The 26,629-nt window shown below is 73.7% G+C and carries 22 protein-coding genes; 5 read left to right on the top strand and 17 right to left on the bottom strand.

Going from position 1 to position 26,629, the window contains the following annotated elements; genetic code table 11:
• Positions 1-309 precede the first annotated feature (309 nt).
• The 6 genes from ACZ4VL_RS06290 to ACZ4VL_RS06265 form a co-directional block, all read right to left on the bottom strand.
• Entirely contained in the window at positions 310-825 is a 516-nt protein-coding gene (locus ACZ4VL_RS06290) for a hypothetical protein (protein ID WP_468196492.1), read from the bottom strand.
• Positions 810-1,970 carry a ParA family protein gene (locus ACZ4VL_RS06285; RefSeq protein ID WP_385849167.1) on the bottom strand — a complete coding sequence of 387 codons (1,161 nt, stop codon included), beginning with the start codon at positions 1,968-1,970 and terminating at the stop codon, positions 810-812. Before ACZ4VL_RS06285 ends, ACZ4VL_RS06290 begins: the two co-directional genes overlap by 16 nt.
• 335 nt (positions 1,971-2,305) lie before the next feature.
• Positions 2,306-3,421, bottom strand: coding sequence for an alanine dehydrogenase (ald, locus tag ACZ4VL_RS06280; protein WP_468196490.1), 1,116 nt, complete (start codon positions 3,419-3,421; stop codon positions 2,306-2,308).
• Between the two features lie 151 nt (positions 3,422-3,572).
• Positions 3,573-5,618: an ATP-binding protein gene (locus ACZ4VL_RS06275; RefSeq protein ID WP_468196488.1), complete on the bottom strand. Its 2,046-nt coding sequence runs from the start codon at positions 5,616-5,618 to the stop codon at positions 3,573-3,575.
• Positions 5,619-5,716: 98 nt separating this feature from the next.
• Positions 5,717-6,346: an NUDIX domain-containing protein gene (locus ACZ4VL_RS06270; RefSeq protein WP_468196699.1), complete on the bottom strand. Its 630-nt coding sequence runs from the start codon at positions 6,344-6,346 to the stop codon at positions 5,717-5,719.
• Positions 6,347-6,437: 91 nt separating this feature from the next.
• A complete protein-coding gene (locus tag ACZ4VL_RS06265; protein WP_361098013.1) occupies positions 6,438-8,090 on the bottom strand; it encodes a CTP synthase in 1,653 nt (550 codons plus the stop codon).
• A 483-nt stretch (positions 8,091-8,573) separates the two neighbouring features.
• Here ACZ4VL_RS06265 and ACZ4VL_RS06260 point away from each other — a divergent pair, with 483 nt between their 5' ends.
• From ACZ4VL_RS06260 to ACZ4VL_RS06250, 3 genes are all read left to right on the top strand, one after another.
• The gene (locus tag ACZ4VL_RS06260; protein WP_468196485.1) at positions 8,574-10,370 is read left to right on the top strand and encodes a glycoside hydrolase family 15 protein; all 1,797 of its coding nucleotides are present in this window, start codon (positions 8,574-8,576) and stop codon (positions 10,368-10,370) included.
• A 97-nt stretch (positions 10,371-10,467) separates the two neighbouring features.
• A complete protein-coding gene (locus ACZ4VL_RS06255; protein WP_468196482.1) occupies positions 10,468-11,850 on the top strand; it encodes an FAD-binding oxidoreductase in 1,383 nt (460 codons plus the stop codon).
• Between the two features lie 34 nt (positions 11,851-11,884).
• Positions 11,885-13,507: a PucR family transcriptional regulator gene (locus ACZ4VL_RS06250; RefSeq protein WP_468196480.1), complete on the top strand. Its 1,623-nt coding sequence runs from the start codon at positions 11,885-11,887 to the stop codon at positions 13,505-13,507.
• Positions 13,508-14,058: 551 nt separating this feature from the next.
• Here the strand turns inward: ACZ4VL_RS06250 and ACZ4VL_RS06245 are convergent.
• The 6 genes from ACZ4VL_RS06245 to ACZ4VL_RS06220 all read right to left on the bottom strand — a co-directional run bounded on the left by ACZ4VL_RS06245 (position 14,059) and on the right by ACZ4VL_RS06220 (position 20,146).
• Positions 14,059-14,727 carry a class I SAM-dependent methyltransferase gene (locus ACZ4VL_RS06245; RefSeq protein ID WP_468196478.1) on the bottom strand — a complete coding sequence of 223 codons (669 nt, stop codon included), beginning with the start codon at positions 14,725-14,727 and terminating at the stop codon, positions 14,059-14,061.
• Positions 14,728-14,752: 25 nt separating this feature from the next.
• On the bottom strand, positions 14,753-15,874 hold the full coding sequence (locus tag ACZ4VL_RS06240; RefSeq protein ID WP_468196476.1) for a glycosyltransferase family 4 protein: 1,122 nt from the start codon (positions 15,872-15,874) through the stop codon (positions 14,753-14,755).
• A 336-nt stretch (positions 15,875-16,210) separates the two neighbouring features.
• Complete coding sequence (gene recN, locus ACZ4VL_RS06235; RefSeq protein ID WP_468196697.1) at positions 16,211-17,929, bottom strand: DNA repair protein RecN; 1,719 nt, start codon at positions 17,927-17,929, stop codon at positions 16,211-16,213.
• Positions 17,930-18,058: 129 nt separating this feature from the next.
• Complete coding sequence (locus ACZ4VL_RS06230; protein WP_468196473.1) at positions 18,059-18,976, bottom strand: NAD kinase; 918 nt, start codon at positions 18,974-18,976, stop codon at positions 18,059-18,061.
• 80 nt (positions 18,977-19,056) lie between these two features.
• Positions 19,057-19,872: a TlyA family RNA methyltransferase gene (locus tag ACZ4VL_RS06225; RefSeq protein ID WP_468196471.1), complete on the bottom strand. Its 816-nt coding sequence runs from the start codon at positions 19,870-19,872 to the stop codon at positions 19,057-19,059.
• A gap of 7 nt (positions 19,873-19,879) precedes the next feature.
• Complete coding sequence (locus ACZ4VL_RS06220) at positions 19,880-20,146, bottom strand: hypothetical protein (RefSeq protein WP_404242540.1); 267 nt, start codon at positions 20,144-20,146, stop codon at positions 19,880-19,882.
• Between the two features lie 65 nt (positions 20,147-20,211).
• Between ACZ4VL_RS06220 and ACZ4VL_RS06215 the strand changes: the two genes are divergently transcribed.
• Positions 20,212-20,559: an SCP2 sterol-binding domain-containing protein gene (locus tag ACZ4VL_RS06215; RefSeq protein WP_468196467.1), complete on the top strand. Its 348-nt coding sequence runs from the start codon at positions 20,212-20,214 to the stop codon at positions 20,557-20,559.
• Positions 20,560-20,611: 52 nt separating this feature from the next.
• On the opposite strand, the gene ACZ4VL_RS06210 is transcribed toward ACZ4VL_RS06215, so the two are convergent.
• Genes ACZ4VL_RS06210 through ACZ4VL_RS06195 form a run of 4 tightly spaced genes read right to left on the bottom strand, consistent with a single transcriptional unit; the run spans position 20,612 to position 24,665 of the window.
• Positions 20,612-21,460 (bottom strand): ABC transporter ATP-binding protein, encoded by an 849-nt coding sequence (locus tag ACZ4VL_RS06210; protein WP_468196465.1) that lies wholly within the window; start codon positions 21,458-21,460, stop codon positions 20,612-20,614.
• Entirely contained in the window at positions 21,457-22,530 is a 1,074-nt protein-coding gene (locus tag ACZ4VL_RS06205; RefSeq protein ID WP_468196462.1) for a FecCD family ABC transporter permease, read from the bottom strand. Before ACZ4VL_RS06205 ends, ACZ4VL_RS06210 begins: the two co-directional genes overlap by 4 nt.
• Positions 22,527-23,573, bottom strand: coding sequence for a FecCD family ABC transporter permease (locus tag ACZ4VL_RS06200; protein WP_468196460.1), 1,047 nt, complete (start codon positions 23,571-23,573; stop codon positions 22,527-22,529). Before ACZ4VL_RS06200 ends, ACZ4VL_RS06205 begins: the two co-directional genes overlap by 4 nt.
• 60 nt (positions 23,574-23,633) lie before the next feature.
• Positions 23,634-24,665, bottom strand: coding sequence for an HAD hydrolase-like protein (locus ACZ4VL_RS06195; protein ID WP_468196458.1), 1,032 nt, complete (start codon positions 24,663-24,665; stop codon positions 23,634-23,636).
• Positions 24,666-24,783: 118 nt separating this feature from the next.
• Between ACZ4VL_RS06195 and ACZ4VL_RS06190 the strand changes: the two genes are divergently transcribed.
• Positions 24,784-26,055: a DUF1015 family protein gene (locus ACZ4VL_RS06190; protein ID WP_468196456.1), complete on the top strand. Its 1,272-nt coding sequence runs from the start codon at positions 24,784-24,786 to the stop codon at positions 26,053-26,055.
• Positions 26,056-26,136: 81 nt separating this feature from the next.
• Here ACZ4VL_RS06190 and ACZ4VL_RS06185 read toward each other — a convergent pair whose 3' ends face one another.
• The gene (locus ACZ4VL_RS06185; RefSeq protein WP_468196453.1) at positions 26,137-26,424 is read right to left on the bottom strand and encodes a hypothetical protein; all 288 of its coding nucleotides are present in this window, start codon (positions 26,422-26,424) and stop codon (positions 26,137-26,139) included.
• Positions 26,425-26,629: the final 205 nt, after the last annotated feature.

Raw genomic sequence — 26,629 nt, 5'->3', positions numbered from 1 at the left:
CCGGGCCCCGCGGGCGCACGGCGCCCCGGCACCGACGCGACGGAGCGAAGAGGAGCCGGGCGCGGGCCGGGCCGCCGGCGGGGCCGACCGGCCGGGACCCGATGAGCCGGCAGGCAGACGGCGTGGCCCGCGGCGGAGGCGGGCGCCCGGGGCAACGGCCGAGCGGCCGCGGCTGCGAGGCGGGGCCAGCGGCTGGCCAAGGGCTGCCGAGACGGCGCAGCCGCGGAGCCGACTGCCGGGCCGGCTACCGGGACAGAGCGGCAGCGGCAGCGGCAGCGGCAGCGGCCACGGGGGCCGGGCCGGGAGGCGTCAGCGGCCGCGGAGGCGGCGGACCAGGATGCTGGCGTCGCCGCGGGATTCCAGGTCCGCCAGGACGACCGCCACCGCTTCGCGGACGATGCGGCCGCGGTCCACCGCGAGGCCGTGTTCGCCGCGCAGCACCAGGCGGGCGTGCTCCAGGTCCATCAGCTCTTCGGCGGAGACGTAGACCGTGATCTTCTCGTCGTGCCGCTCACGCCCGCTGGGCCGGCGGCTCGCCGTCCGGCCCGAAGCCTTGCCGCGCCGGGCGGGCGGGGTGACAGAACCTTCCTGCGGCCGCCGCGGGGCTCCCACCACCGGGTCCGTGCGCTCCGTGCCGGCCGCCGCCTCCCGGTCGCCGCGGCCCTCCCCCGACGGGGCCGGGGCCGGCCCCGAGGCCGCCGAGTGCTCCGCCGGGGCCTCCGGGGCCTCCTCGCCGCCCCGCTTCGGCGAGGACGACTGCAGCGCCATCCCACCGGTCGTACGGAAGAGTTCGTCGGCTCCGGGCAGACTCACTCGGCGTGACACCGGGCGAGCACCTCCCTGGCCAACTGGCGGTAGGCGGCGGCGCCGACGGAGTTCGAGGCGTACGTGGTGATCGGCTCGCCGGCGACCGTGGTCTCCGGGAAGCGCACCGTACGGCCGATGACCGTGTGGTAGACGTGGTCGTCGAAGGCCTCGACGACGCGCGCCAGCACCTCGCGGCTGTGCACCGTGCGGGAGTCGTACATCGTGGCGAGGATGCCGTCGAGCTCCAGCTCCGGGTTGAGCCGCTCCTGCACCTTCTCGATGGTCTCCGTGAGGAGGGCGACGCCGCGCAGGGCGAAGAACTCGCATTCCAGCGGCACGATGACCTTGTGAGCCGCCGTCAGGGCGTTCACGGTCAGCAGGCCGAGCGAGGGCTGGCAGTCGATGACGATGTAGTCGTAGTCGTTCATCAGGGGCTTGAGCGCCCGCTGCAGCGTCGACTCGCGCGCGACCTCGCTGACCAACTGCACCTCGGCAGCGGACAGGTCGATGTTGCTCGGCAGCAGGTCCATGTTGGGGACCGCCGTCTTCAGCAGCACCTCGTCGGCCGACATGCCCCGCTCCATGAGCAGGTTGTAGACCGTCAGGTCGAGTTCCATCGGGTTCACGCCGAGACCCACGGACAGGGCGCCCTGTGGGTCGAAGTCGACGAGCAGCACGCGGCGCCCGTACTCGGCGAGCGCGGCACCCAGGTTGATGGTGGACGTGGTCTTGCCCACGCCGCCCTTCTGGTTGCACATCGCGATGATCTTCGCGGGACCGTGGTCGGTCAGCGGACCCGGGATCGGGAAGTACGGCAGGGGTCGCCCGGTGGGGCCGATCCGCTCGCGGCGCTGGCGGGCAGCGTCGGGGGCGAGGGTGGCCGCGTACTCGGGGTCGGGCTCGTACTCCGCGTCGGGGTCGTAGAAGTGCCCCTCGGGCACCTGGTCGTAGTCGGCGAAACCAATGGGCGTATCGCCGCTGTGGTCGCCGGCCGTGGAGTTCACGTCTAGGCCGTCCATGCTCTTTTGGGGCGTCGTCATGTGCTGGTGGTTTGCGAAGGTGCGGACTGCGACGGAGCCGACAGCTTCGAGCCCGGCCGGGCCCTGGCCCCGCTCAGACGTTCCTGCTCGACCACCCCCAGGAGTAAATGTCGACTCATTCACAAGTCGTCTTACCTCCTCGGACGTGACCAGGACACTTATCGATAGGTCAGCGTGGCACCATGCCGACGGTTGGCGACTCTATGGCGTGTCACCGCTCAGCGGCAACACAATCCACTGGACCGGCAACGATGTGTCGGCATCCGAACACCACTCTGTCAAGGGTGTCCGGCCCGCCTCTGTGAAGTTTCGCAGGTGTGCGAAAGGGTTAAAGGGTTACGTTCGAGGCGAGTTGAACGGCGGACGCAGTCCTTCCGCAAACGCGTCCGGCCGGACCTTGCGGGCAAGGTCCGGCCGGATACGTGAGATTGACGTCAGTCGTTGACGGGGCGGTCGGGTCAGCCGAGCAGCGCGCCGAGCTCGAGGGACTCCAAGCCGTGGGCCTCGGCGACCGGGCCGTAAACGACCTTGCCGTCATGGGTGTTGAGGCCCAGCGCCAGCGCGGGGTCACGGCGCAGCGCCTCGACCCAGCCGAGGTTCGCGAGCTGCACGATGTAGGGCAGCGTGGCGTTCGTCAGCGCGTAGGTGGAGGTGTTCGGAACGGCGCCCGGCATGTTGGCGACGCAGTAGAAGACCGAGCCGTGGACCTGGAAGGTCGGCTCCGCGTGGGTGGTCGGACGGGAGTCCTCGAAGCAGCCGCCCTGGTCGATGGCAATGTCGACAAGGACACTTCCGGGCTTCATCTTGGCGACGAGCTCGTTGGTGACCAGCTTCGGGGCCTTCGCACCCGGGATCAGCACAGCACCGATGACGAGGTCGGCCTCGATGACGGCCTTCTCCAGCTCGTACGCGTTCGAGACGATCGTCTTCACCTTGGTGCCGAAGATCTTGTCGGCCTCGCGGAGCTTGTTGATGTCCCGGTCGAGCAGGGTCACGTGGAAGCCCATGCCGATGGCGATCTGCACCGCGTTCCAGCCCGAGACGCCGCCGCCGATGACGACGCACTCGCCGGCGTGGGTGCCGGGGACGCCGCCGGGGAGCACGCCGCGACCGCCCGCCGAGCGCATCAGGTGGTAGGCGCCGACCTGCGGGGCCAGGCGGCCCGCGACCTCGGACATCGGGGCGAGCAGCGGGAGCGCGCGGTTGGCGAGCTCGACCGTCTCGTACGCGATGGCGGTGGTGCCGGACTCCAGCAGCGCGTCCGTGCACTCGCGGGAGGCCGCCAGGTGCAGGTAGGTGAAGAGGGTCTGGTCCTTGCGGAGGCGGTGGTACTCCTCGGCGATGGGCTCCTTGACCTTCAGGAGCAGGTCGGCGGTCGCCCAGACCTCGTCGGCGGTGGCGAGGATCTCGGCACCGGCGGCGACGTACTCGGCGTCCGTGATCGATGAGCCGACACCGGCGTTCTGCTCGATGAAGACCTGGTGGCCGTTGCGGACCAGCTCATGCACGCCGGCGGGCGTGATGGCGACCCGGAACTCGTTGTTCTTGACCTCGCGGGGGATGCCGACCTTCATCGTCGATCACGGTCCTTGGCTCAGGGGAAATTACGGGGCACTTCCATACATACCCGTCCACAAGGCGCGCAACGGGATGCACCACGAGATGACGTGGTGGAGCCAGTCTAATGAAGGATGAGGCGCTGTCTAGCCTTGCAAACCAATAATCTCAGTCGTTACCACTGCGGATTTCGCAGGCCGCGGGGTCGTCTCCCAGCAACTTGTCGGCCGCTGACCGGTGGAGCCGCGCAGCCGCCGGATCGCCCAGCCGGTCGAGGGTGTCGGCGAGGCGCACCTGCAGCGCCGCCTGAAGGCGCAGGTCCCCGGCCCGGCGTGCAAGATCGACCGCCTCGCGGCAGGTGTGCAGCGATTCCTCGGGCCGTCCGGCGTACTCCTGGATTCGCGCCATCTCGCTCAACGCCTTCGCCTGCCCCGGTACGTCGGCCAGCCGCCGGTAGCCCGCGGCCGCCGCACGCCAGCTGCGCAGCGCGTCCCCGTACCGGCCCGCGTGGGTGTAGGCGTTGCCGAGCCGCCCGTACAGCCGGGCCTCGTCCTCGCGCTCGCCGCGCGCCAGGGCCTGGGCCAGGGCCCGGCCGAACCAGTCGGCGGCCCGGTGCCAGTCGCTGAGCTCCTGGTGGGCGCCGCCTACGGATTCCATCGCCCGGCCGGTGGCGTACGGGTCGTTCGCCGCCCGCCCGGCGTCCAGCGCGGCCCGGTAGCGTTCGAGCGCCTCGCGGGTCCGGCCGGTCTCGGCGTCCAGGTCGGCCAGGTTCAGCAGGGCCGCGGCCTGCTCGCGGTGCAGGCTGCGGCGCTCGGCCACGTCCAGGACCAGCCGGTGCAGCCCGTACAGCTCGGGGGCGGCGGCCGCGGTGCCGCGGTGCTCGGCGAGGGCCCGGACGAGTCCGGCGACGATCCGGCGGGCCAGGGTGTCCAGCCCCCCGTCGGCCACGGCCAGCTGGGCGGCCGCGGACAGGGCGGGCAGCCGGGTGTCGAGCCAGGTGGCGGCGGACCGCCGGTCGGGGAAACGGAGTGCGCGCGGCACCCCCTCCAGCAGCTCCCGTACGTCCTCCCCCTCCGCAGCGGCCATGACCTGGCAGGAGTGCAGAAGGCGTACGGTGCGCTCCAGCATCCGGGCCCGGGCCAGCTGGACCTCGGCGGGCCGTTCCCGGGTTTCCAGCAGCGGGCGGATCAGCGGGACGAGGCAGCCGGGCAGCAGGAACAGGCCGTCGGCGCCGTGCCGGACGAGGCCCAGCCCGGCGAACTCCTCGAGGACCGACTGGGCGGCGGCGACGGAGCAGCCGGCGAGGGCGGAGGCGGTGTGCGAGTCGACGATGCCGGCGGGCGCGAGCGGCAGCAGCCGCAGGGTCCGCTGGGCGGGCTGCGGCAGGGACTCGTAGACGAGCCGGAAACCGCGGCCGAGCGGGCCCTCCCCGTCGGACGGCATGTCGTGCAGCTGCTTGGCGGTGTCGGAAACGGAAGCCTTGGGGCGGGCGGCGAGCCAACCGCCGACGAGGGCGAGCACGGCCGGCTGTCTGTCGCACACCTCGGCGAGCTTCTCGGCGGCGCGCGGGTCGACGGCGATCCGGGTGGTTCCGATGCGCTGGGCGAGCACCTCCACGGCGGAGGCGGTGTCCAGGCCGCCCAGGGTGCAGGGGCGCACGTCCGGGATGCCGGTCAGCGGCCCCTCGGCGGTGAGGACGACCAGGCAGTCCGGGTTGTCGGGCAGCAGGGCGTCGACCTGGTAGGGGTCGGAGGCGTCGTCGACGAGGAGGACGGCCCGCCGCGCGGAGAGGGCCGTGCGCAGCGCGGAGCTGAGCTCGTCCTCGGCCGCGCCGGGCGGGGTGGGCTCGCCGAGCCCCTCCAGGAGGGTGCGCAGGGCGCGTTCGGTGGCGATGGGCCGCCCGCCGGGCGAGGTCAGCCGGACCCGGAGCAGGCCGTCCGGGTAGTCGGCGGCGATCTCGCGGACGAAGGCCTCGGCGAGGGCGGTGCGGCCCGAGCCGGGGCGCCCGGCGATCAGGAGCAGGCGCGCCCGGGGGGCCTTGGCCTTGCGGCCCGAGAGGGTGTCGAGCCCCGTGCGCGCGATGTCCTCGCGCAGCTCCTTCAGCTCACGCCGCCGCCCGACGAAATCCGCCACGGATCCGCTCCTCTCCCTGCCTTCGGGGTGCGAGCGTAGTTCACGCTGAGCGACGACCCGTGGGGAGCGCGGCGGGCACATCGCCCGATCGGATCAGCCGATGGTCACACCGCGCCCCGGACGGCCCACGCGGCCCCGGCCGCCGCCCTGCCGGGCCGGCCCGCCGGCGGCCCCGCCGGTCACGCCTCGTACGGACGCGCAGGCCAGGGGGCCTCGGGGCCGCGCAGGGCGTCGAGGCCGCCCGGAGCGGACAGCGCCGCGGACAGCGCGAGCACGCCGGTGACCAGTCCCGGGTTGCCGAGCCGGCCCTCCAGCACGCCGCGGACCAGGTCGGTGAGGGGCACGCGGGCCACCTCCATGTCCGCCTCCTCCTCGGAGACGGCGTACCGCTCCCCCTCCGCCTCGGAGAGGTCCCGGGCAAGGAAGATCCGGATCGCCTCGTCCGAGCCTCCCGGAGAGGCGAAGAAGTCGGCCAGCACCCGCCAGTCCCCGGCGCTGACGTGCGCCTCCTCGTACAGCTCGCGCCGGGCCGCGTGCAGCGGGTTCTCCCCCGGCACGTCCAGCAGGCCGGCCGGCAGCTCCCACAGCTTGTGCCGCACGGGGTGCCGGTACTGCCGCAGCACCAGCACGGCGCCGTCCGCGTCCAGGGCCAGCACGCACACCGAACCGGGGTGCACCTGGTAGTCGCGGCGGGCCAGGGTGCCGTCCGGCATCCGCACCTCGTCCGAGCTGACCGACGTCTTGGCCCCTCGGAACGGGACCCGGGAGTCGACGGTCTCCCACGACTCGGCGGTGTCTGCGATGCCCATGGTCATGCCCGCTACCTCTCCCCAGAACGCGATGACGGCCGGGGCGGGATCCGTTCCCTGCCCCGGCCGTCTACCGTATGCGGTCAGCGCCTCACCCGGCGGACTGCTGCCGCTCCACCGCTGCCTTCACCAGGCCGGCGAAGAGCGGGTGCGGGCGCGTCGGGCGCGAGCGCAGCTCCGGGTGGGCCTGGGTGGCCACCAGGTAGGGGTGCACCTCGCGCGGGTACTCGACGTACTCGACGAGCTTGTTGTCCGGGGAGGTACCGGAGAAGACGACGCCCGCCTTCTTCTCCAGCTCGCCGCGGTAGGCGTTGTTCACCTCGTAGCGGTGGCGGTGGCGCTCGTCCACGTACGCCTGGTCGCCGTAGACCTCGCGGACGATCGAGCCCTCGGCCAGCTTGGCCGGGTACATGCCCAGGCGCATGGTGCCGCCGAGGTCGCCGGCGCCCTCGACGAAGGCGAGCTGCTCCTCCATGGTCGAGATGACCGGGTGCGGGGTGGAGGAGTCGAACTCGGTGGAGTTGGCCTCGGGGATGCCGGCCAGGTTGCGGGCGGCCTCGATGACCACGCACTGCAGGCCCAGGCACAGGCCGAGCAGCGGGATCTTGTTCTCGCGGGCGTACGTGATCGCGCCGACCTTGCCGTCGACACCGCGGTCGCCGAAGCCGCCGGGGACGCAGATCGCGTCGACGTCGGACAGCTGGGCGGCGGCGCCGGCCGGGGTCTTGCAGTCGTCCGACGTGACCCACTTGATCTTGACGCGGGCGCGGTTGGCGAAACCGCCGGCGCGCAGCGCCTCGGTGACCGACAGGTAGGCGTCGGGCAGGTCGATGTACTTGCCGACGAGCGCGACGGCGACCTCGTGGTCGGGGTTGTGGACGCGGTCGAGGAGGTCCTCCCAGACGGTCCAGTCCACGTCGCGGAACGGCAGGTCGAGCTTGCGCACGACGTACGCGTCGAGGCCCTCGGTGTGCAGGACCTTCGGGATGTCGTAGATGGACTTCGCGTCGATGGCGGCGACCACGGCCGCCTCGTCCACGTCGCACATCAGCGAGATCTTGCGCTTGATGGAGGTCGGGACGTCCCGGTCGGCGCGCAGCACGATCGCGTCGGGCTGGATGCCGATGTTGCGCAGGGCGGCGACCGAGTGCTGGGTCGGCTTGGTCTTCAGCTCGCCGGAGGGGCCGATGTAGGGCAGCAGCGAGATGTGCACGACGAAGACGTTGTCGCGGCCGACCTCGTGGCGGACCTGGCGGACGGTCTCCAGGAACGGCAGCGACTCGATGTCGCCGACGGTGCCGCCGACCTCGGTGATGACGACGTCGACGTCGTCGGTCGCCATGCGCCGGATGCGGTGCTTGATCTCGTTGGTGATGTGCGGGATGACCTGCACGGTGTCACCGAGGTACTCGCCGCGCCGCTCCTTGGCGATGACGGTGGAGTACACCTGGCCGGTGGTGACGTTGGCCGAGCCGTCGAGGTCGACGTCCAGGAAGCGCTCGTAGTGGCCGATGTCCAGGTCGGTCTCGGCGCCGTCGTTGGTGACGAACACCTCGCCGTGCTGGAACGGGTTCATCGTCCCCGGGTCGACGTTCAGGTACGGGTCGAGCTTCTGCATCGTGACCCGAAGGCCCCGCGCCTTCAGCAGCGCACCCAGGCTGGAGGCCGTCAGGCCCTTGCCGAGGGACGAAGCGACACCCCCGGTGACGAAGATGTGCTTGGTCGTCGTGGATTTGGGCGGCATCGCCAAGAGGGGGCTCCCGTGGTCGCGAAGTGAGGTGCGTCCGGCGCCGGCCACCGTCGAACCGGAAGGTCTCTGGGGGCGCCGAAGCTGCGGTTTCGGGGTGCCTGATGCCCACAGGCGGACCACCGATCCACGGGGTACCAGCCTATCAGCGCCCGGGGCGCTCCGCCTCCGGACCACGCGGCGCGGGGTGGGACCCCACCGCCCGCTACCGCATGGCGTACCGCCGATCGGGCGACATCCGCCCTGGTCACCCGTTCGGACGAGCGGCACTGTCCCCGTACTTCGAGAGATCACTAGGGTGCCGTCATATCCTGCTCGGATATCGCTGCACATCGCCGCCGAGCAGTCCGGCAGACGGCGTAACCCGGCCGCATCCGGAATCATGAGCTCAGTGCGGGGATCCACACACGGAAGACCGCGCAACCGCGCAATGCAAGCGCCCTTCGGGGCGGACGTGGCCGTTTCGACTGGAGAAGCAACGTGTCCGGGCGCATCGAGGATTACGCACTGATCGGAGACACGCAGACCGCCGCACTGGTCTGCCGGGACGGGTCGGTGGACTGGCTGTGCCTGCCACGGTTCGACTCCCACGCCGTCTTCGCGAGCCTTCTCGGCACGGAGGACCACGGGTTCTGGCGGATCGGGCCGGCGGGCTCCGGGGCGCCGTACGCCGACCGTCGCCGCTACCAGGGCGACTCGCTGGTCCTGGAATCCGAGTGGGACACCGCGGACGGCACCGTCCGCGTCATCGACTTCATGCCGCCGCGCGAGGACCACGCCCCGCAGCTGATCCGCATCGTCGAGGGCGTCACCGGGAGCGTGCAGATGCGCTCGGCGCTGCGCATGCGGTTCAGCTACGGGCGGGTCGTGCCCTGGGTGCACAAGGTGGACGCGCGGACCGTCGCCGTCGCCGGCCCCGACTCGGTCTGGCTGGACTCCGACGTGCCGACGTACGGCGAGGACCTGACGACGTACTCCGACTTCACCGTCGGCCCGGGCGACCGGGTGGCCTTCTGCATCAGCTGGCAGGCCTCGCACCGCGGCGCGCCGGAGGTCCCCGACGCCGCGGCGGCGCTGACCGCCACCACCGCGTTCTGGCGGGAGTGGGTCGACCACTGCACGTACCACGGCCCCTACCGGGAGGCCGTGATCCGCTCCCTGATCACCCTGAAGGCGCTGACGTACGGGCCCACCGGCGGCATCGTCGCCGCCCCCACCACCTCCCTGCCCGAGGAGATCGGCGGGGTCCGGAACTGGGACTACCGCTACACCTGGCTCCGGGACGCGGCGATCACCCTCTCCTCGCTGCTGCGCACCGGCTACCGCGAGGAGGCCCAGGCCTGGCGCGAGTGGCTGCTGCGCGCGGTCGCCGGCGACCCCGACAACCTGCAGATCATGTACGGCATCGCGGGCGAGCGGGAGCTCGGCGAGACCGAGCTGGACTGGCTGCCGGGCTACGAGGACTCCCGCCCGGTCCGGGTCGGCAACGGGGCCGCGCACCAGCTCCAGCTGGACGTGTACGGCGAGGTCACCGAGGCCCTGCACCTGGCCCACATGACGGGCCTGGCCCGCAACGACTACGCCCAGGGACTCCAGCTGAAGCTGATCCGCTACCTGGAGACGCACTGGGACCAGCCGGACGAGGGCATCTGGGAGGTCCGCGGACCGCGCCGGCACTTCGTGCACTCGAAGGTGATGGCCTGGGTGGCGGTGGACCGGACGATCAAGCTGATCGAGAGCGGTGACGCGGAGGGCCCGCTGGACCGGTGGCGCGAGCTGCGCGACGAGATCCACCAGGACGTGTGCGAGAAGGGCTACGACAAGGAACGCAACACCTTCACGCAGTCGTACGGCTCGAAGGAGCTGGACGCCTCCCTGCTGCTGATCCCGCAGATGGGCTTCCTCCCGCCGGACGACAAGCGGGTCATCGGCACCATCGAGGCGATCCAGCGCGAGCTGTCCACGCCCGACGGGTTCATCCTGCGCTACCCCACGGCCGGCGAGGAAGCCGGCGTGGACGGCCTGGAGGGCGACGAGGGCGCCTTCCTGGCCTGCTCTTTCTGGATGGCCGACGACCTCGCGATGATCGGCCGGGTCGACGAGGCCCGCCACCTCTTCGAGCGGCTGCTGGCCCTGCGCAACGACCTGGGGTTGCTGGCGGAGGAGTGGGACCCGCGGCTGCAGCGGCAGGTCGGCAACTTCCCGCAGGCCTTCAGCCACGTCCCGCTGATCGACACGGCCCTGCGGCTGACCGCGAGCGGCGCGTACGGCGGCTGACCCGGCCCGCCCACCGGACCCGCCTCCGGGAGGTGGGGTCCGGTGGGTCCGCCTACGCTGGAATGGTCCTTTGCCCTCCCGGCGGAAAGGGGCAGCCATGGCTCCCCTCTCGAAGGCGGGCACGGCGCTTGCCGCGCTCCGCGAGGATCTGGCCGGCGACGTCTTCGCGCCCGGCGACGCGGGCTACGACGACGCCCGGCGCGTCTTCAACGCGATGATCGACCGCAGGCCGGCCGTCATCGCCCAGTGCGAGAGCGTCGCGGACGTGGTCACGGCCGTCCGCTTCGCCCGGGACCTGGACCTGCACGTCGGCGTGCGCGGCGGCGGCCACAGCGTCGCCGGCATGGCCCTCAACGACGGCGGGGTGGTCGTCGACCTGCGGCGGATGCACGAGGTGACCGTGCACCCGGCGGCCCGGGCCGTCCGCGCGGAGGGCGGGGCCACGATGAGCCACCTGGACCGGGCCTGCCAGCCGTACGGCCTGGCCACGACGGGCGGCCGGGCTTCCACCACGGGCCTGGGCGGCTACGTGCTGGGCGGCGGCAGCGGCTGGCTGGACCGGAAGTTCGGGCTGGCCGTCGACAACCTGCTGGGCGTGGAACTGGTGACCGCCGACGGCATGGTGGTGGAGGCCACCGCCGAGGAGAACCCGGAACTGTTCTGGGCGCTGCACGGCGGCGGCGGGAACTTCGGCATCGCCACCTCCCTCACCCTGCGGCTCCACGAACTGCCCGCGTTCTCCTTCGCCCTGGTGCTGGCCCTGCCCGAGCACGGGCCGGCCCTGACCCGCGCCTACCGCGAGGTCGTCGAGAGCGGCCCCGACGACGTGGGCGGGGGCATCCTCTACCTGACCGGCTCGCCGGACGACTTCATGCCCGAGCACCTCGTCGGCACGCTGCTCGCCGCTGCGGTCGTGACGTACACGGGCCCCGAGGAGGGGGTCCGCAAGCTCGCTGCGCCGCTGCTGGCCGTCCCGCACGAGGTGGAGGTCGTCGCGGCACCGCCGTACGCCGACTTCCAGTGCATGCTCGACGACCCTCCCGACATGCGCAACTACTGGTCGGCCGAGTACCTGACCGGCATCCCGGACGAGATGCTCGACGTGTTCTGCGCCCGCGCGTCCGACATGCCCGTGCCGTCCGGCTGCCAGCACGTGCTGTTCCCGCAGGGCGGTGCGATCGCCGCCGGGCCGCCGCAGTGGCCGGTCCCGTACCGGGACGCGCCGTGGGTGGTGCACCCCTTCGGCATCTGGGAGGACCCGGCCGACGACGTGCGCGCCGTCCAGTGGGTCAAGGCCGTACGGGCCGACGCGCAGCCGTGGAGCACCGGCGCCGTGTACCTCAACTTCACCGGCGACGAGGGCCCGGAGCGGGTCGTGGCGGGCCTCGGCGCGGAGAACGTGCGCCGGCTGGCCGAGGTGAAACGGCAGTACGACCCGGACAACGTCTTCCGCTTCAACCACAACATCAAGCCGTTGTAGCGGCGGAACGGGCCGTGCGTTAGCGTCCCGCGCTATGGACAACCAGGGCGGGATCACCGTTCAGCGGGCACTGGAGCTGCCCGGGCTGCGCAGCGGCTTGCCGGAGGTGGTGGCCTGCGCCGACCGCCTCGGCCGGACCGTGCGCTGGGTGCACGCGGGCGAGGTCCCGAACATCGCGTCCCTGCTCAAGGGCGGGGAACTGCTGCTGACCACGGGCCTGGGCCTGGGCACCCGGCCCGCCGAGCAGCGGGCCTTCGTCCGCCGCCTCGCAGAACGGGGCATCGCCGCCCTCGTCGTCGAGCTCGGTCCGCGCTTCACCCGGCTCCCGGCCACCCTCGTGGACACGGCGCAGGCGGTCGGGCTGCCGCTCGTCCAACTGCACCGCGAGGTCCCCTTCGTGACGGTGACGGAGGAGGTCCACACCGAGATCGTCAACGGCCACTACGCGCTGCTCCAGCGCGCCGAGGAAGTCCACCGCCGGTGCACGGAAGCCCTGCTGAGCGGCGGCGGCATCCCCCAGGTGCTGCACATCCTGGCCGACTTCACCGCGAACCCGGTGTTCCTCGAAACCCCCGACGGCCAACTCCTCTACGGGGCCGGCCCGGTGGCCGGCGAGGCCGCCGCCGATCCCCTCCAGGTGTGGGAAGGACTGCGCGGCCAGCGCGAGGCCGGCCCGTCGGGCCACACCGTCGTCGTCGACGTGCCCGGAGGCGGCCCCGGCACCGGCTCGGTCCGGGCGCGGCTCGTCCTGCTCGGGGTGTCGGCGCCGCTGATGCCCGTGCACCGGATGGCGGCCGAACGGACCGCCGGCGTACTGGCCGTCGTCCTGATGCAGGCCCGGCAGGAAGAGGAACTCGCCGCCCGCGGCCGCGGCGACTTCCTCACCGACCTGGCCGAGGGGCGGATCTCCGCCGAGGACGCCCCGGCGCAGGCGCGGGTCCTCGGCTTCCGGCCGGGAGCCGGACCGCTGCTGCCCGTCGTGATGCGGCTGTCCACGGACCTCGGGCCGGCGGGGAACTGGGCCGTGCTGGCCCGCGCCGTCCTGGAGGAACTGTCCGCGGTCGGCGTGCCGGTGCTGCTCGGCGTCCGGCCGGTCGAGGGCCGCGTACCCCTGCTGGTGTCCCTGCGGGCCGAATCGGAGCGGACCGCGGTCGCCGACCGGGTCGCGGCCGCACTGCGGGCCGGGGTCGAACGGGCCGGGCTCGACCGGGCCGCCGCCCCGCCGGCGGTCGTCGTCGGGGTCGCGGGCGGCTGGGCGGCCGTCTCCGCCGGGCTGCGGCACGCGGCCGAGACCGCCACCGCCGCCCACGGGCTGCCCGCCCGGCCCTGGTACGACGCCCGCCGCCTGGACATCGACCTGCTGCTGTGGCGGCTGCGGGAACATCCCGACCTGGCGGCCTTCGTCGACCGGGCGATCGGGGCCCTGCGGGCCCATGACGCGGCGTCGCGGCCGCCGCTGCTGCCGACGCTGGAGACGTACCTGGCGCATGCGGGGCGGAAGGCTGAGACGGCGCGCGAGCTGCACCTGAACCGGCAGACGCTGTACAACCGGCTGGCCCGGATCTCGGAGCTGCTGGGTACGGACCTCGACGATCCGGAGACGGTGCTCTCGCTGAGCCTGGCGCTGCGGGCGCGCCGCCACGCGTCCCCGTCCTGACGCGCCCGCCGGTCGCCGGCGCGGTGCGCCGAACCCGCGCCCGCCCTGGCGAGCGCTGGTTGCGCCCCTTGCCCGCCGCCGGGTGACCCGGGTGCGGGTAGGACCCTGCGGGCGGCCGAGCCCCACCCCACCCCTTCCCGAAACCGTGGACTCCGCCCCCGGCCCCCCGACGCCTCAAACGCCGGCGGGGCTGGAATCCGGAGCTCCGCCCCGACCCCCGCGCCTCAAACGCCGGCGGGGCTGAAGCCTCGGCGCCCCGCCCCGGACCCCGGCGCCTCGGACGCCGGCGGGCTGAGGGTTCGGGGCTCCGCCCCGGACCCCGTTTCCGTGCGCTGCGCCCGGTGCGCTCAAACGCCGCGCGGGCTGGATATCCCAACCCCCGCCGACGCACCTCCAGCCCCGCCGGCGCACTCCAGCCTCGCCGGCGTTTGAGGCGCGGGGGTCCCCCTGGGCTTCAGCCCGCCGGCGTTTGAGGCGCGGGGGGGCGGGGCGGAGCCCAGGATTCCAGCCTCGCCGGCGTTTGTGGCGCCCGGTGCGGGGCGGGAGCCGGGTCAGGGGTGGCGCCATACCAGGGTGTAGCGCCAGAACAGCCGGCGGCGCAGCCGCACCCCGGGCAGCACGGCTTCGGCCTCCCGCACGATGTCGGCGAAGGCCATCTCCGGCACGCGGGTCGGCGCCGTCATCGCCACCGGCCGCGGCCCGCACCGCCCGCGGTTCTTCAGCCAGCCCATGGCGGCGTTGGCCGGTATCGCCACCGCCCCCAGCAGGTGGTCACCCGGTGTCCGGGCCTGTGCCAGCCCGACGACCACCAGCGTCCCTCCGGGCGCGAGTCGCCGCCGGAAGCAGCCCAGCGCCCGGCCGAACGGCATGTGGTGGATCGCGGCGACGCACGTGATCACGTCGTACGGGCCGCCCGGGAGGTCGGGGTCGGCCACCGCGTCCGCGACGGTGTACTCCACGGGAAGCGCGGCAGGGGTCAGTTCCCGGGCCCGGTCCGTGATCCCCTGATCGGAATCGACCGCCGTGACGCGAGCCGCCCGCCCGGCGAGGAGCCTCGCGAGGTCTCCGCTGCCGGAGCCGACGTCCAGGGCGCGCTCGAAGCGTTCCGGCAGCTGCCGCAGGATCCAGCGGTGGTGGTGGGCGTTGTGGTCCCACGGGTGGGCGGCGTTGAAGCGTTCGAGGGCCCGCAGCACACCGGGTGAGAGGATCTTCGTCTTCATCCGGTCAGTCCATCACGCCGTCCGCTCAGCGCCGGCGGTCCATCAGTTCGTCGTAGACGGACAGGACCTGGGCGACCGTGTCGTCCTCCGACGGCCAGGTCGCCGACTGGGCGCGGCCCGCCGCAGCCAGCTCGGCCCGCCGGGCCGGGTCCGACAGGAGCCCGGAGACCGCCGCGGCCAGGGCGGGGGCGTCCCCGTGCGGGAGCAGCACCCCCGCGTCCCCGACCAGCTCCGGCACGCCCCCCACCGCCGTCGCGACCAGCGGCACGCCCAGCCGCAGCGCCTCCTGCGCGAGCAGCGACCGCGCCTCCCACCGGCTGGGCAGCACCGCCACGTCGGCCGCGGCGAGCAGCTGCACCGCGTCCCGGCGCCGCCCGAGCAGCCGCACCGGGAGCCCCTCGGCTTCGATCCGCCGGGCCAGCTCCGCGCGCTGAGGGCCCTCCCCCGCGATCACCACCAGCGGTACGGGTTCCAGTGCCCGCCAGGCCCTCGCCGCGTCCAGCAGGACGGTGTACCCGCGGTGCGGGACCAGGCTTCCGATCGCGATCACCAGCGGCCGCCCGACCGCGCCCAGCTCGGCCCGCACCTTGCCCGGGTCCGTGCCCGGGGCGGGGCCGCCGCCGGTTCCGGTGGGGGCGGCGGGCCGGGCCAGCCGGGCGTCCCGGGCGCCGCGGGCCCGCGCGATGTCCACCTGGTCGGTGGAGGCGCCGAGGACCACGGCCGCGGCCCGCGCGACCTGTCGTTCGACGAGCCGTCCGAGCCGCCCCAGCGGCCCTTCGGGGGCCGGCTCGCCGCCCTGCCAGGTGACCACGAGCGGCACGCGGCGCCCGCGCAGCGCCAGCAGGGCCCGTACCGCCGCCCGGACGCCGTGCGCGTGCACCACGTCCGCTCCGGCGCAGGCGGACCGCAGGGCGCTCACCGCGTCCGGCGCGAACTGTGCTCCGGCGCCGGTGAAGTCGTACTCCCCTTCCGCTTCGACGGGGGCGCACACCGTGACGCGTACCCCGCGCGCGGCGAGACCGGTCGCGAGGGACCGTACGTGCGCGCTGCTGGCCGCGCCGGCACCGCCGAGCACCTGGACGGTGCGCAGGGGCGGCCGGCCGTACGGCTGTGCGGGGGCCGGAAACGGGACCGGGGAGCTGCTCACGGCTCGAGGCTCCTGGATGAGGGGGCAGAGTCGCCGCCCAGGATGCCAGCCCGCACGCGCGTTCCGGGACCATACGGGTGCTGATCCCGCACGAGATACCGTCACACGCCCCCGAGCGTCACCCACACGGCGTAGCGCCTCGTCATCCCGGCGCCACCTGCGCGCCACCCCCCGCCTCCCCACTCGCCACCCCCCGCCACCCCCCGCCGCCGGGCGCCGACGCGCGTCCACGCGGCGTGCGCACGAGCGGGTGGTGCGGACGCGTGGTCCCGGCGCGTGCGCCGAGGGCCCGGAGCGCCGTGCGCTCCGGGCCCTCGTGGGTCGTGGTCGTACCCGCTACGCGTCGGCGCGTGCCGCTGCGAGCAGTTCCTCGGCGTGCGCCCGCGCGGACACCGAGTCCTCGTGGCCCGCCAGCATGCGCGACAGCTCGCGGACGCGGTCCTCGCCCTCCAGGACGGTGACGCCGCTGCGGGTCACCGAGCCGTCGTTGGTCTTCTCGACCAGCAGCTGCCGGTCCGCGAAGGCCGCCACCTGCGGCAGGTGGGTGACGACGACGACCTGCGCCGACTTGGCGAGCTTCGCGAGGCGCCGGCCGATCTCGACCGCCGCCTTGCCGCCGACGCCCGCGTCGACCTCGTCGAAGAGGTACGTCGGGACGGGGTCGGAGCCCGCGAAGACGACCTCGACGGCCAGCATGACGCGCGACAGCTCACCGCCGGAGGCGCCCTTGGCGATCGGCCGCGGCTGCGCGCCCGGGTGCGGGGCGAGCAGCAGCTCGACCTCGTCGGCGCCCGAGGGTCCGTAGGCGACGCGCCGGCCGCCGACCTCGACGCCGTCCTCGTCCTCCGCCTGGCGGACGTCGATGGTCACCCGGGCGTGCGGCATCGCCAGCGAGGCCAGCTCCTCCGTGACGGCGGAGGCGAACCGGGTGGCGGCCTCCGTCCGGGCGTCCGTCAGGGCCCCGGCCAGCTGCGAGAGTTCGGCGGCGAGCCCGTCCCGCTCGGCGGTGAGTTCGGTGATCCGCTCGTCGTCCCCGTCGAGTTCCAGGAGCCGCGCGGAGCCCTGTTCGGCCCACTCCAGGACGGCGTCGATCGAGTCGCCGTACTTGCGGGTGAGCTGGGTCAGGGCCGCCCGCCGCTCCTCCACCGCGGCGAGCCGCAGCGGATCGGCGTCGAGGTCGTCGGCGTACCCGGCGAGCTCGCCGGCCACGTCGGTGAGCAGGATCTGCAGCTCCCCGATCCGTTCGGCGAGCGAGCCGAGCACCGGGTCGTGGGACCGTACGGCCTCCAGCGCCCGGTGTGCGCCCGCGACGAGCGTGTTCGCGTCGACGCCCTCCGGGTCCTCGACGTTGCCGGCGAGCGCCGCGTGCGCGATCTGCGCCGCCGAGGCGAGCGCTTCGGCGTGGCCGAGCCGCTCGGCCTCCGCCGCCAGCTCGGCGTCTTCGCCGGGCAGCGGTTCCACGGCCGCGATCTCCTCCAGCCCGAAGCGGAGCAGGTCGGCCTCCTGGGCCCGCTCCCGGGCGCGGGTGGTGATCTCGTCGAGCTCGGTGGCGACGGCGCGCAGCCGCCGGTACGCGGCCGCGTACTTCTCCAGCGGGACCGCGACGGCGTCGCCCGCGTACCGGTCGAGGGCCTGTCGCTGGCGGGCGGGCCGCAGCAGGCCCTGCTGGTCGGTCTGGCCGTGGACGGCGATCAGGTCGTCCGCGAGCTCGCCGAGCAGGCCGACGGGCACGGCCCGGCCGCCGACGTGGGCGCGGGAGCGCCCTTCGGCGGACACGGTCCGGCTGATCAGCAGGGTGCCGTCGTCGAGCTCGGCTCCGGCCTCCTCGGCCCGGACGGCCGCGGGCGCGCCGGGGCGCATGACGATCCGGCCCTCCACGACCGCCGCCTTGGCGCCGATCCGTACGAGGGCCGGGTCCGCGCGCCCGCCGAGCAGCAGCCCGAGGCTGGTGACGACCATCGTCTTGCCCGCGCCGGTCTCGCCGGTCACCGCGGTGAAACCGGGCGACAGCTCGACCACCGCGTCGTCGATGACCCCGAGTGACCGTATCCGCATCTCCTCAAGCACGGGACGACCATACCGAGGTTTGACCGGTGTCATGTGACGTCACCCGTCGAGAATTCTCCGAACGGATGTGCTATTAACGACACCCCGGCGGGCCCGCGCGCAGGCGCCGCCGCGGCGCTAGTGCGGCGCGCCGCGCCAACCCGACACGGGCAGCGCGAACTTGGCGACGAGCCGGTCCGTGAACGACGCGTGGTGCAGCCGGGCGAGCCGCACCGGCACCGCGCCCCGGCGGACCTCCACCCGGGCCCCGGCGGGCAGCTCCAGCATGCGCCGACCGTCACACCACAGCACCCCGTGCGGGACGCCGGCCTGCACCTCCACGGCCAGCACCGAGTCCGGCGAGGTCACCAGCGGCTTGGCGAACAGCGCGTGGGCACTGATGGGCACCATCAGCAGCGCCTCCACCTCCGGCCAGACCACCGGCCCGCCCGCCGAGAAGGCGTACGCCGTCGAGCCCGTCGGGGTGGCGCAGACGATCCCGTCGCAGCCGAAGCCGGACACCGGGCGCCCGTCGATCTCCAGGACCACCTCGAGCATCCGCTCGGGGGCCGCCTTCTGCACCGCGGCCTCGTTGAGCGCCCAGTCGCGGTGGACCACGTCGCCGTTGGTCCGCACGAGCACGTCGAGGGTCATCCGGTCCTCGACCTCGTACGCCCGCGTGACCACCCGGTCGACGACCTTGTCCAGGTCGTCGCGCTCGGCCTCGGCGAGGAAGCCCACGTGCCCCAGGTTGACGCCCAGCATCGGCACCCCCGAGCCGCGCGCGAACTCCGCGCCGCGCAGCAGGGTCCCGTCGCCGCCCAGCACGATCAGCAGCTCACAGCCCTCCAGCGCCTCCGGCGTACACTCGTGCACCAGTTCGACCTCGGGCGGCAGCGGCAGGTCCCGCGCCTCGTTCTTCAGGACGCGCACGCCCAGGCCGCACCTGAGCAGCCCCTGGACGACCAGCTCGGCGCTGCGGATGGCCGCCGGCCGGCCGGTGTGCGCGACCAGGAACACGGTCCGGCCCGACGCCAGGGGCCCGCCCCGCGCCACGGCGGCCTCCACACCCGTACGGGCCGTGTGACCCGTTGAAGCCGTTGAACCCGTTGAACCGTTCGATCCCGCTGAATCTGTCACTGCGGCCCCTCCGCCACTGCACGGTCGACATCCTCCGGGTCGAGTGCCGGTGCCCCCGCCCTCAGCCACAGAAAGTACTCGACGTTGCCGGAAGGTCCCGGCAGCGGACTCGCGGTCACCCCGAGCACCCCCAGCCCCAGCGCCGCCGCCTGCGCGGCGACCCCGCGCACGGCCTCGGCCCGCAGCTCGGGGCTGCGCACCACGCCGCCGCTGCCGAGCCGCTCCTTGCCGACCTCGAACTGGGGCTTGACCATCAGCACCAGGTCCGCGCCCGGCGCGCAGCAGGCGACGAGCGCCGGCAGCACCAGGCCGATCGAGATGAAGGACAGGTCGCCGACGACGAGGTCGACGGGGATCCCGTCGATCTGCTCCAGGGTGAGCTCGCGGACGTTGGTACGGTCCTTGACGGTGACCCGGTCGTCGCTCTGCAGCGACCAGGCGAGCTGCCCGTAGCCCACGTCGACGGCCATCACGTGGGCCACGCCCGAGCGCAGCAGCACGTCCGTGAAGCCGCCGGTGGAGGCGCCGGCGTCCAGGGCGCGGCAACCCTCGACGACGAGCCCCTGCGGCAGGAAGGCGGCGAGTGCGCCCGCCAGTTTGTGGCCGCCCCGGGAGACGTAGTCGGGGTCGCCGTCGTCCTTGAGGACGACGAGGGCCGCGCTGGTCTCGACCTGGGTGGCCGGCTTGGTCGCGGTGGTCCCGCCGACGGTGACCCGGCCGGCGGCGATCAGCTGCGCGGCGTGCTCCCGCGAGCGGGCCATGCTGCGGCGTACCAGTTCGGCGTCCAGGCGGCGGCGTGCCACTCCTGCCACGTTCGGTTCAGCTCCTGTTTTCGTACGGTCCGGGGGCGGGGGCTGCGTCCAGCGCGGTCAGCGCGTCACGCAGACCCCTGTGCACATCCTCGTACACGGCGACGTGTCCGTCCGCCGTGAGGTGGTCGGCTTCGGCCAGCCGCTCCAGGTGCGCGTCCACCGCGGCGTGCCCGGTGGGGGTCCGTACGAGGCCCAGCGGCGCGGGCCCGCCGGGCTCCACGGCGGCCTCCGGCTCCTCGGGGGCCGCGGCGGTGTCGGGCGCTTCGTCGCTCATGCCCCGACGCTACCGCGAAGCACGCGAGCGACCACCCGCGGCTCTGCGGTACGGTCGAGATCACGATGGCTACGATCCAGGAGTGCCGAGCGGCACTCGACCGACTTTCCGAGAACCTGCTGCGGGCCGACGGCGACGTGCGCGGCGCGGCCGCCCTCGACCGCTCCCTGAGCTGCCACATCACCGACCTGGACCGGACCTTCACGGGCCGCCTCGACGGCGGCCGGATCAGGGTCGAAGCGGTCTCCCCCGGGCCGCCGGCCGCCAAGGCGCAGATCCGGCTGGCGATGACCGGCGACGACCTGGTCGCGATGGTCGGGGGCGAGCTGGCCTTCGCCAAGGCCTGGGCCTCGGGCCGGGTCCGGCTGGAGGCGGGCGTACGCGACCTGTTCCGGCTCAGGAACCTGCTCTAGCGACCGCGCCCAGCGGCGCACCGGCACGGGCGCAGGACCCGCCCCCGCGCCGTCAGGCGGTGGCTGCCCCGGCCCGCGGCGCGGTGCGCGCGGAGGTGCGCGCCGCCGGGATGACCAGCGGCGTCCCGGTCTCGGGGTCGTCGATGATCCGGCAGCGCAGCCCGAAGACCTTCTCCACCAGCTCGGCGGTGACCACCTCGGCCGGCGGCCCCTCCGCGACGACCTTCCCGCCCCGCATGGCGATCAGGTGCGTGGCGTAGCGGGCGGCGTGGTTGAGGTCGTGCAGGACGGCGACGAGGGTCCGCCCCTGGTTCTCGTGGAGCTCGGCGCACAGGTCCAGCACGTCGAGCTGGTGCTGGATGTCCAGGTAGGTGGTCGGCTCGTCCAGCAGCAGCAGCGGCGTCTGCTGGGCGAGGGCCATGGCGATCCACACGCGCTGGCGCTGGCCGCCCGACAGCTCGTCCACGCTGCGGTCGGCGAGTTCGGCGACCCCGGTCGAGGCCATCGACTCCCGGACGATCCGCTCGTCCTCCTTCGACCACTGCCGCAGCAGCCCCTGGTGGGGGTAGCGGCCGCGGGCGACGAGGTCGGCGACGGTGATCCCGTCAGGGGCGACCGAGGACTGCGGCAGCAGGCCCAGGGTCTTCGCGACCTTCTTCGCGGGCAGGGAGCCGATGGCCTGCCCGTCGAGCAGCACCTGCCCGGCGGCGGGCTTCAGCATCCGGGAGAGGGCCCGCAGGAGCGTGGACTTGCCGCACGCGTTGGGTCCGACGATCACCGTGAAGGAGTGGTCGGGGATCTCCACGGAGAGGTTCTCGGCGATGACCCGCTGCTCGTAGCCGAGGGTCACGTTCTGCGCGGTCAGCCGCTGCTGCACCTGCGTACTCCTTGAGTTGGTCATATACGTCCCGCCTTGCGCTCGGTGACGAGCAGCCAGAGCAGATAGACACCGCCGACGAGCCCGGTCAGGACGCCGACGGGCAGCTGGTCGGCGCCGAACGCCCGCTGCGAGGCCCAGTCGGACAGCATCAGCAGGACGGCGCCCATGAGCGCCCCGGTGAGCAGGTTCGACCCGGGCGAGCGGGTGAGGCGGCGGGCCAGCTGGGGCGCGGCGAGCGCGACGAAGCTGATCGGCCCGGCCGCGGCGGCGGCCGCGGTGGTGAGCAGGACGGCCGCCAGCATGAGCAGCATCCGCATGCGCTCGACCCGCACCCCGAGGGCGTACGCGGCGTCGTCGCCCATCTCGGTCATCCGCAGGGCCCGGCCCTGCCCGAGGACCAGCGGGAACAGCACCGCGCAGGTCGCCAGCAGCGGCCACACCTGGCTCCAGTCCCGGCCGGCGAGCGAGCCGGTCAGCCAGACCATCGCCCGGGTGGCGTCGACGAGCTGGGCCTTGGTCAGCAGGTACTGGATGGCGGCGACGAGCATGGCGGAGGTGCCGATGCCGACGAGGACCAGCCGGTAGCCGTTGATGCCGCCCTTGTACGACACGAGGTAGACGAAGAGGCCGGTGAGCACGCCGCCGGCCAGCGCGCCGGCCGCGACCGTGCTCGCGTCGCCCTTGAACAGGACGATCACGACGAGGGCGCCGACGGCCGAGCCGTAGTGGAAGCCGAGCAGGTCCGGGGAGCCGAGCGGGTTGCGGGACAGCGACTGGAAGATCGACCCGGACATGCCGAGCGCGGCACCGACGAGCAGGGCGACGAGGACCCGCGGCAGCCGCAGGTCGTTGACGATGAAGTCCTGCGCGGGCGTGCCGTTGCCGAGCAGGGTCTGTACGACGTCCGCCGGCGGGATCTCGAAGTCGCCGGTGCCGATCAGCAGGACGGCCAGCGCCGCCACGGCGGCGGTGAGCAGCAGCCCGGCGGCCAGTGCCCGCGGCTCCACGCGCAGCGACAGCCGGCCGGGGCCGCGCAGGGTCCGGGTCGGGGAGCCGAACCGGGTTCGGCCCGGTCGGAGTTCGACGGTCACAGCTGGGCCATCCTCTTGCGCCGGACGAGGTAGATGAAGACGGGTCCGCCGATGAGGGCGGTGACGATGCCGACCTGGAGCTCGGCGGGCCGGGTGACGACCCGGCCGATGACGTCCGCGCCCAGCAGCAGGACCGGCGACAGCACCGCCGAGTAGGCGAGCACCCACCGCATGTCGGGGCCGGTGATGATGCGGGCCAGGTGCGGGATCATCAGCCCGATGAAGACGATCGGCCCGCAGGCGGCGGTCGCGGCCCCGCACAGCAGGGTGATGGCGACCATGGCCGCGATCCGGGTCCGGGTCAGGTGGGCGCCGAGCGCCCGCGCCGTGTCGTCGCCCATGGCCATCGCGTTGAGCGGCCGGCCCAGCGCGAGCGCGAGGACCGCGCCGACGAGGAGGAACGGGGCCACCTGCCGGACGGTGTCCATGGTGGCCGAGGCCAGCGAGCCCACCGTCCAGAAGCGGAGCTTGTCGAGCGCCTTGCTGTCCATCAGCTGCACGGCGTTGATGTAGCCGGTGAGGGCGGCGCTGGCCGCCATGCCCGCGAGCGCGAGGCGCACCGGCGTGGCACTGCGGCTGCCGCCGAGGACGTACACGACGACCGAGACGACGGCGGCGCCCAGCAGGGCCCACCACACGAACGCGGTCAGGCTGGAGGCCCCGAGGAAGCTGATGGCCGACACGACGGCGGCCGCGGCCCCGGCGTTGACGCCGAGGATGCCGGGCTCGGCCAGCGGGTTGCGGGTCAGCGCCTGCATCACCGCGCCGGACAGCCCGAGCCCGACGCCGACCATCAGCCCGAGGAGGGTGCGCGGGATCCGCAGATCGCGCACCACCACGTCGGAGGGTGTCCCCGCGTAGTGGAACAGGCCGTGCCAGACCTCGTCGAGCGGCATCTGCTTGGCGCCGACCGCGATGCTCGCCACCGCGACGAGGGCCAGCACCACGAAGGCGCCGACCAGACCGGCGGCGCGCACCGCGTGCCGTGCGCGCGGGGCGGCTGCCGGCGCCGCGCTCTGTTCAGGGGGACTCTCGACCAACACGGAGGTTAGGTTAGCCTACCCTCCGCGCCTTCTTGATCCTCGCTCCCGCCGATTCTGGCGCTACAGCCCGGTCCTGGCCAGGGCCTTCCCCGCATCCAGGGTGCAGGAGCCGTCCCCCGCCCACGTCCACGCGGCCGCGCACAGCGCCCGCAGCCCGTCGACCGGGTCGCCCGCACCGTGCAGTTCGAGGACGCCGTCCCCGGCGACCGCCGTCCATCCCCCGCAGCCGAAGCCGTCCCCCGCCGCGGTGACCTCCGGCTGCCCGGTGAGCAACCCGCGCAGGTCCCGGTCCACGTACGTGGGCCGGTGCCGGGGCTCGGCCCGCAGCAGCTGCGCCCCGTCCGCGATGCCGGTGAGCACCAGCAGCGAGTCCACCTCGCCGTTGAACGCCCCTTCGATGTCGGTGTCCAGCCGGTCCCCGACCACCAGCGGCCGCTCCGCCCCGGTCCGCAGCACGGTCTCCCGGTGCATCGGGGGCAGCGGCTTGCCCGCCACCTGCGGCTCGGCGCCCGTGGCGATCCGCACGACCTCCACCGCCGCCCCGTTGCCCGGGCCGATGCCGCGGCCCGTCGGGATCGTCAGATCGGTGTTGGACGCGTACCAGGGCACGCCGCGGCTGACGGCGAACGAGGCCTCCGCGAGCCGCCCCCACGGCAGTTCGGGACCCCCGTACCCCTGGACGACCGCGGCGAGGCCCTCCTCGTCGGCGGAGTCCACCGGCACCAGCCCGCGTTCACGCAGCGCGACCCGCAGCCCTTCTCCGCCGATCACCAGCACCTTCGCGCCCGGCGCCACCTGCTCCGAGATCAGCCGCGCCACTGCCTGCGCCGAGGTGATCACCTCACCGGCCTCGGTGGGGATCCCCAGCTCGACCAGGTGCGCGGCCACGGCGTCGGGCGTCCGCAGCGCGTTGTTCGTGACGTACGCCAGGTGCATGCCCCCGGCGCGGGCCGCGGCCAGCGACTCCACCGCGTACCCGATCGCCTCGCCGCCCGCGTACACGACACCGTCGAGATCCAGCAAGGCGGTGTCGTACGCCTGGTGCAGCGCGAGTTCGCTGCCTGCCGGACTGGTCCTGCTCCGCCGGGTCATCCTGTCCACTCCCTGTCGGCTCGAACCGCTCGAACTTCGATCGATCTCGGCCACACGCCGGCCGAGCGTTTCCTCGCTCGATCATCCCGCATCACGAAACGCGCCTTACCATGCACCAATGACCACTTCTGCCACCACGCACGACGGGCTGCGCCTGATCCCCTTCCACGGCCTGCGCTACGTCCCGGAACGCGTCGGCAGTCTGGCCGCCGTCACCTCACCGCCGTACGACGTGGTGGTGCGCCCCGACGGCGTCGACTACCTGGAGTCCGCCGACCCGCACAACATCGTCCGCCTGATCCTGCCGCAGGCCGACACGCCGGACGCGCGCAACGAGCAGGCCGCGCAGACGCTGGAGGACTGGCTGGCCAAGGGCGTCCTGAGTGCGGACCCGGAGCCCGCCCTGTACGTCTACGAGCAGCGCACGGACCGGGTGATGCAGCGCGGCATCATCGGCGCCCTGGCCCTGTCGACGGCGGACGCCGGCATCGTCCTCCCGCACGAGGACGTCATGCCGCACGTGGTCACGGACCGCGCGGGGCTGATGCGGGCCACGTCCGCGAACCTGGAGCCGCTCCTGCTCACCTACCGGGGCGGCGACGCCGCGGCCGGCGCGGCCGAGGTCGTCGAGCGGACCGCCCGGAGCACGCCCCTGCTGGCGACGACCACCGAGGACGGGGTCCGGCACCGGCTGTGGGCGGTCATCGACCCCGTCGACCAGGACACCATCACCGCCGACCTGCGCCGCCGCCAGGCGCTGATCGCCGACGGGCACCACCGCTGGGCGACGTACCTGCGCCTCCAGCAGGAGCACGATTCCCCGACGCCGTGGGATTTCGGCCTCGTCCTGCTCGTCGACACGGTCCGCTACCCGCTGCAGGTGCGGGCCATCCACCGGATGCTGCACCGCCTTCCGGTCGCCGAGGCCCTGGCCGCGGTGGAGGGGAGCTTCCGGGTCCGCCGGGTCGACGGCCCGCTGCCGCTGGCGCTGGAGGCCCTCGGGGAAGCCGCCGAACGGGGCAACGCCTTCCTCCTCACCGGTGACGGCACCTTCCACCTGGTCACCGACCCCGATCCGGAGCTGCTGGAGCGGACCGTGCGCCGGGACCGACCCGAGGCCTGGCGCCGGCTGGACGCGACCGTGCTGCACGCGACGCTCCTCGACACCCTGTGGCAGATCCCGGACACGCCCGACCAGATCACCTACATCCACGACGCTTCGGCCACGGTCGCCATGGCCGAGCGGCACGGCGGCACCGCGGTCCTGCTGTACCCGGTGCGCGAGGAGGTCGTACGGGAGCTGGCCCGCCAGGGCGTGACGATGCCCCGCAAATCGACCTCGTTCGGCCCGAAGCCGGCGACGGGCCTGGTCCTGCGCAGCCTGGACTGACGCGGGACGCGGGCCGGCGCCGGATACGGCGGAGGGCGGCACCCCTTCGGGGGTGCCGCCCTCTTTCACTCGTTCCGGTGATCAGGCCTTGTCGCCGTCGCGGACCTCGTCCTCGACGACCACGGCCTCGTCGGCGGCGTCGACCTCGGCGTCGGCCTCGGCGGCGACGTCAACGTCGGCGCCGGCCTCGGCGCCGGCGTCGGCGTCCGCGTCCGCGTCCGCTTCGGACTGCTCGATCGGCTCGTACTCGTCGTCGTCCTCGTCGTAGTACTCGGTCTGGTCGGAGGCGCGCTCGGCGCGGGCCACCTCGGCGGGGTCCTGGCCGTCGAGGTCGTCCTCGTCCCGGTCAGCGTCCTCGTCTTCCTCCATCGCGTCGACGAACTCGACGCCGTCCAGCTCGGCGAGCCGGTCGGAGGCGTCGGTCGTGCCGTCCCGGTCCGCCTCGATGGCCTTGGCGAACCACTCGCGGGCCTCGTCCTGGGGGGGGGGGGGGGGGAGGGGGGGGGGGGGGGGGGGGGGGGGGGGGGCGGGGCACGAATGCCCAGTGTTTTAGGGCAGCCCGGGGGTTTTCCGG

It is taken from the genome of Streptomyces sp. NPDC029014 (assembly GCF_055564695.1).
The sequence above is the reverse complement of the archived record's forward strand: the minus strand, read 5'-3'. Positions and strand labels throughout refer to the sequence as shown.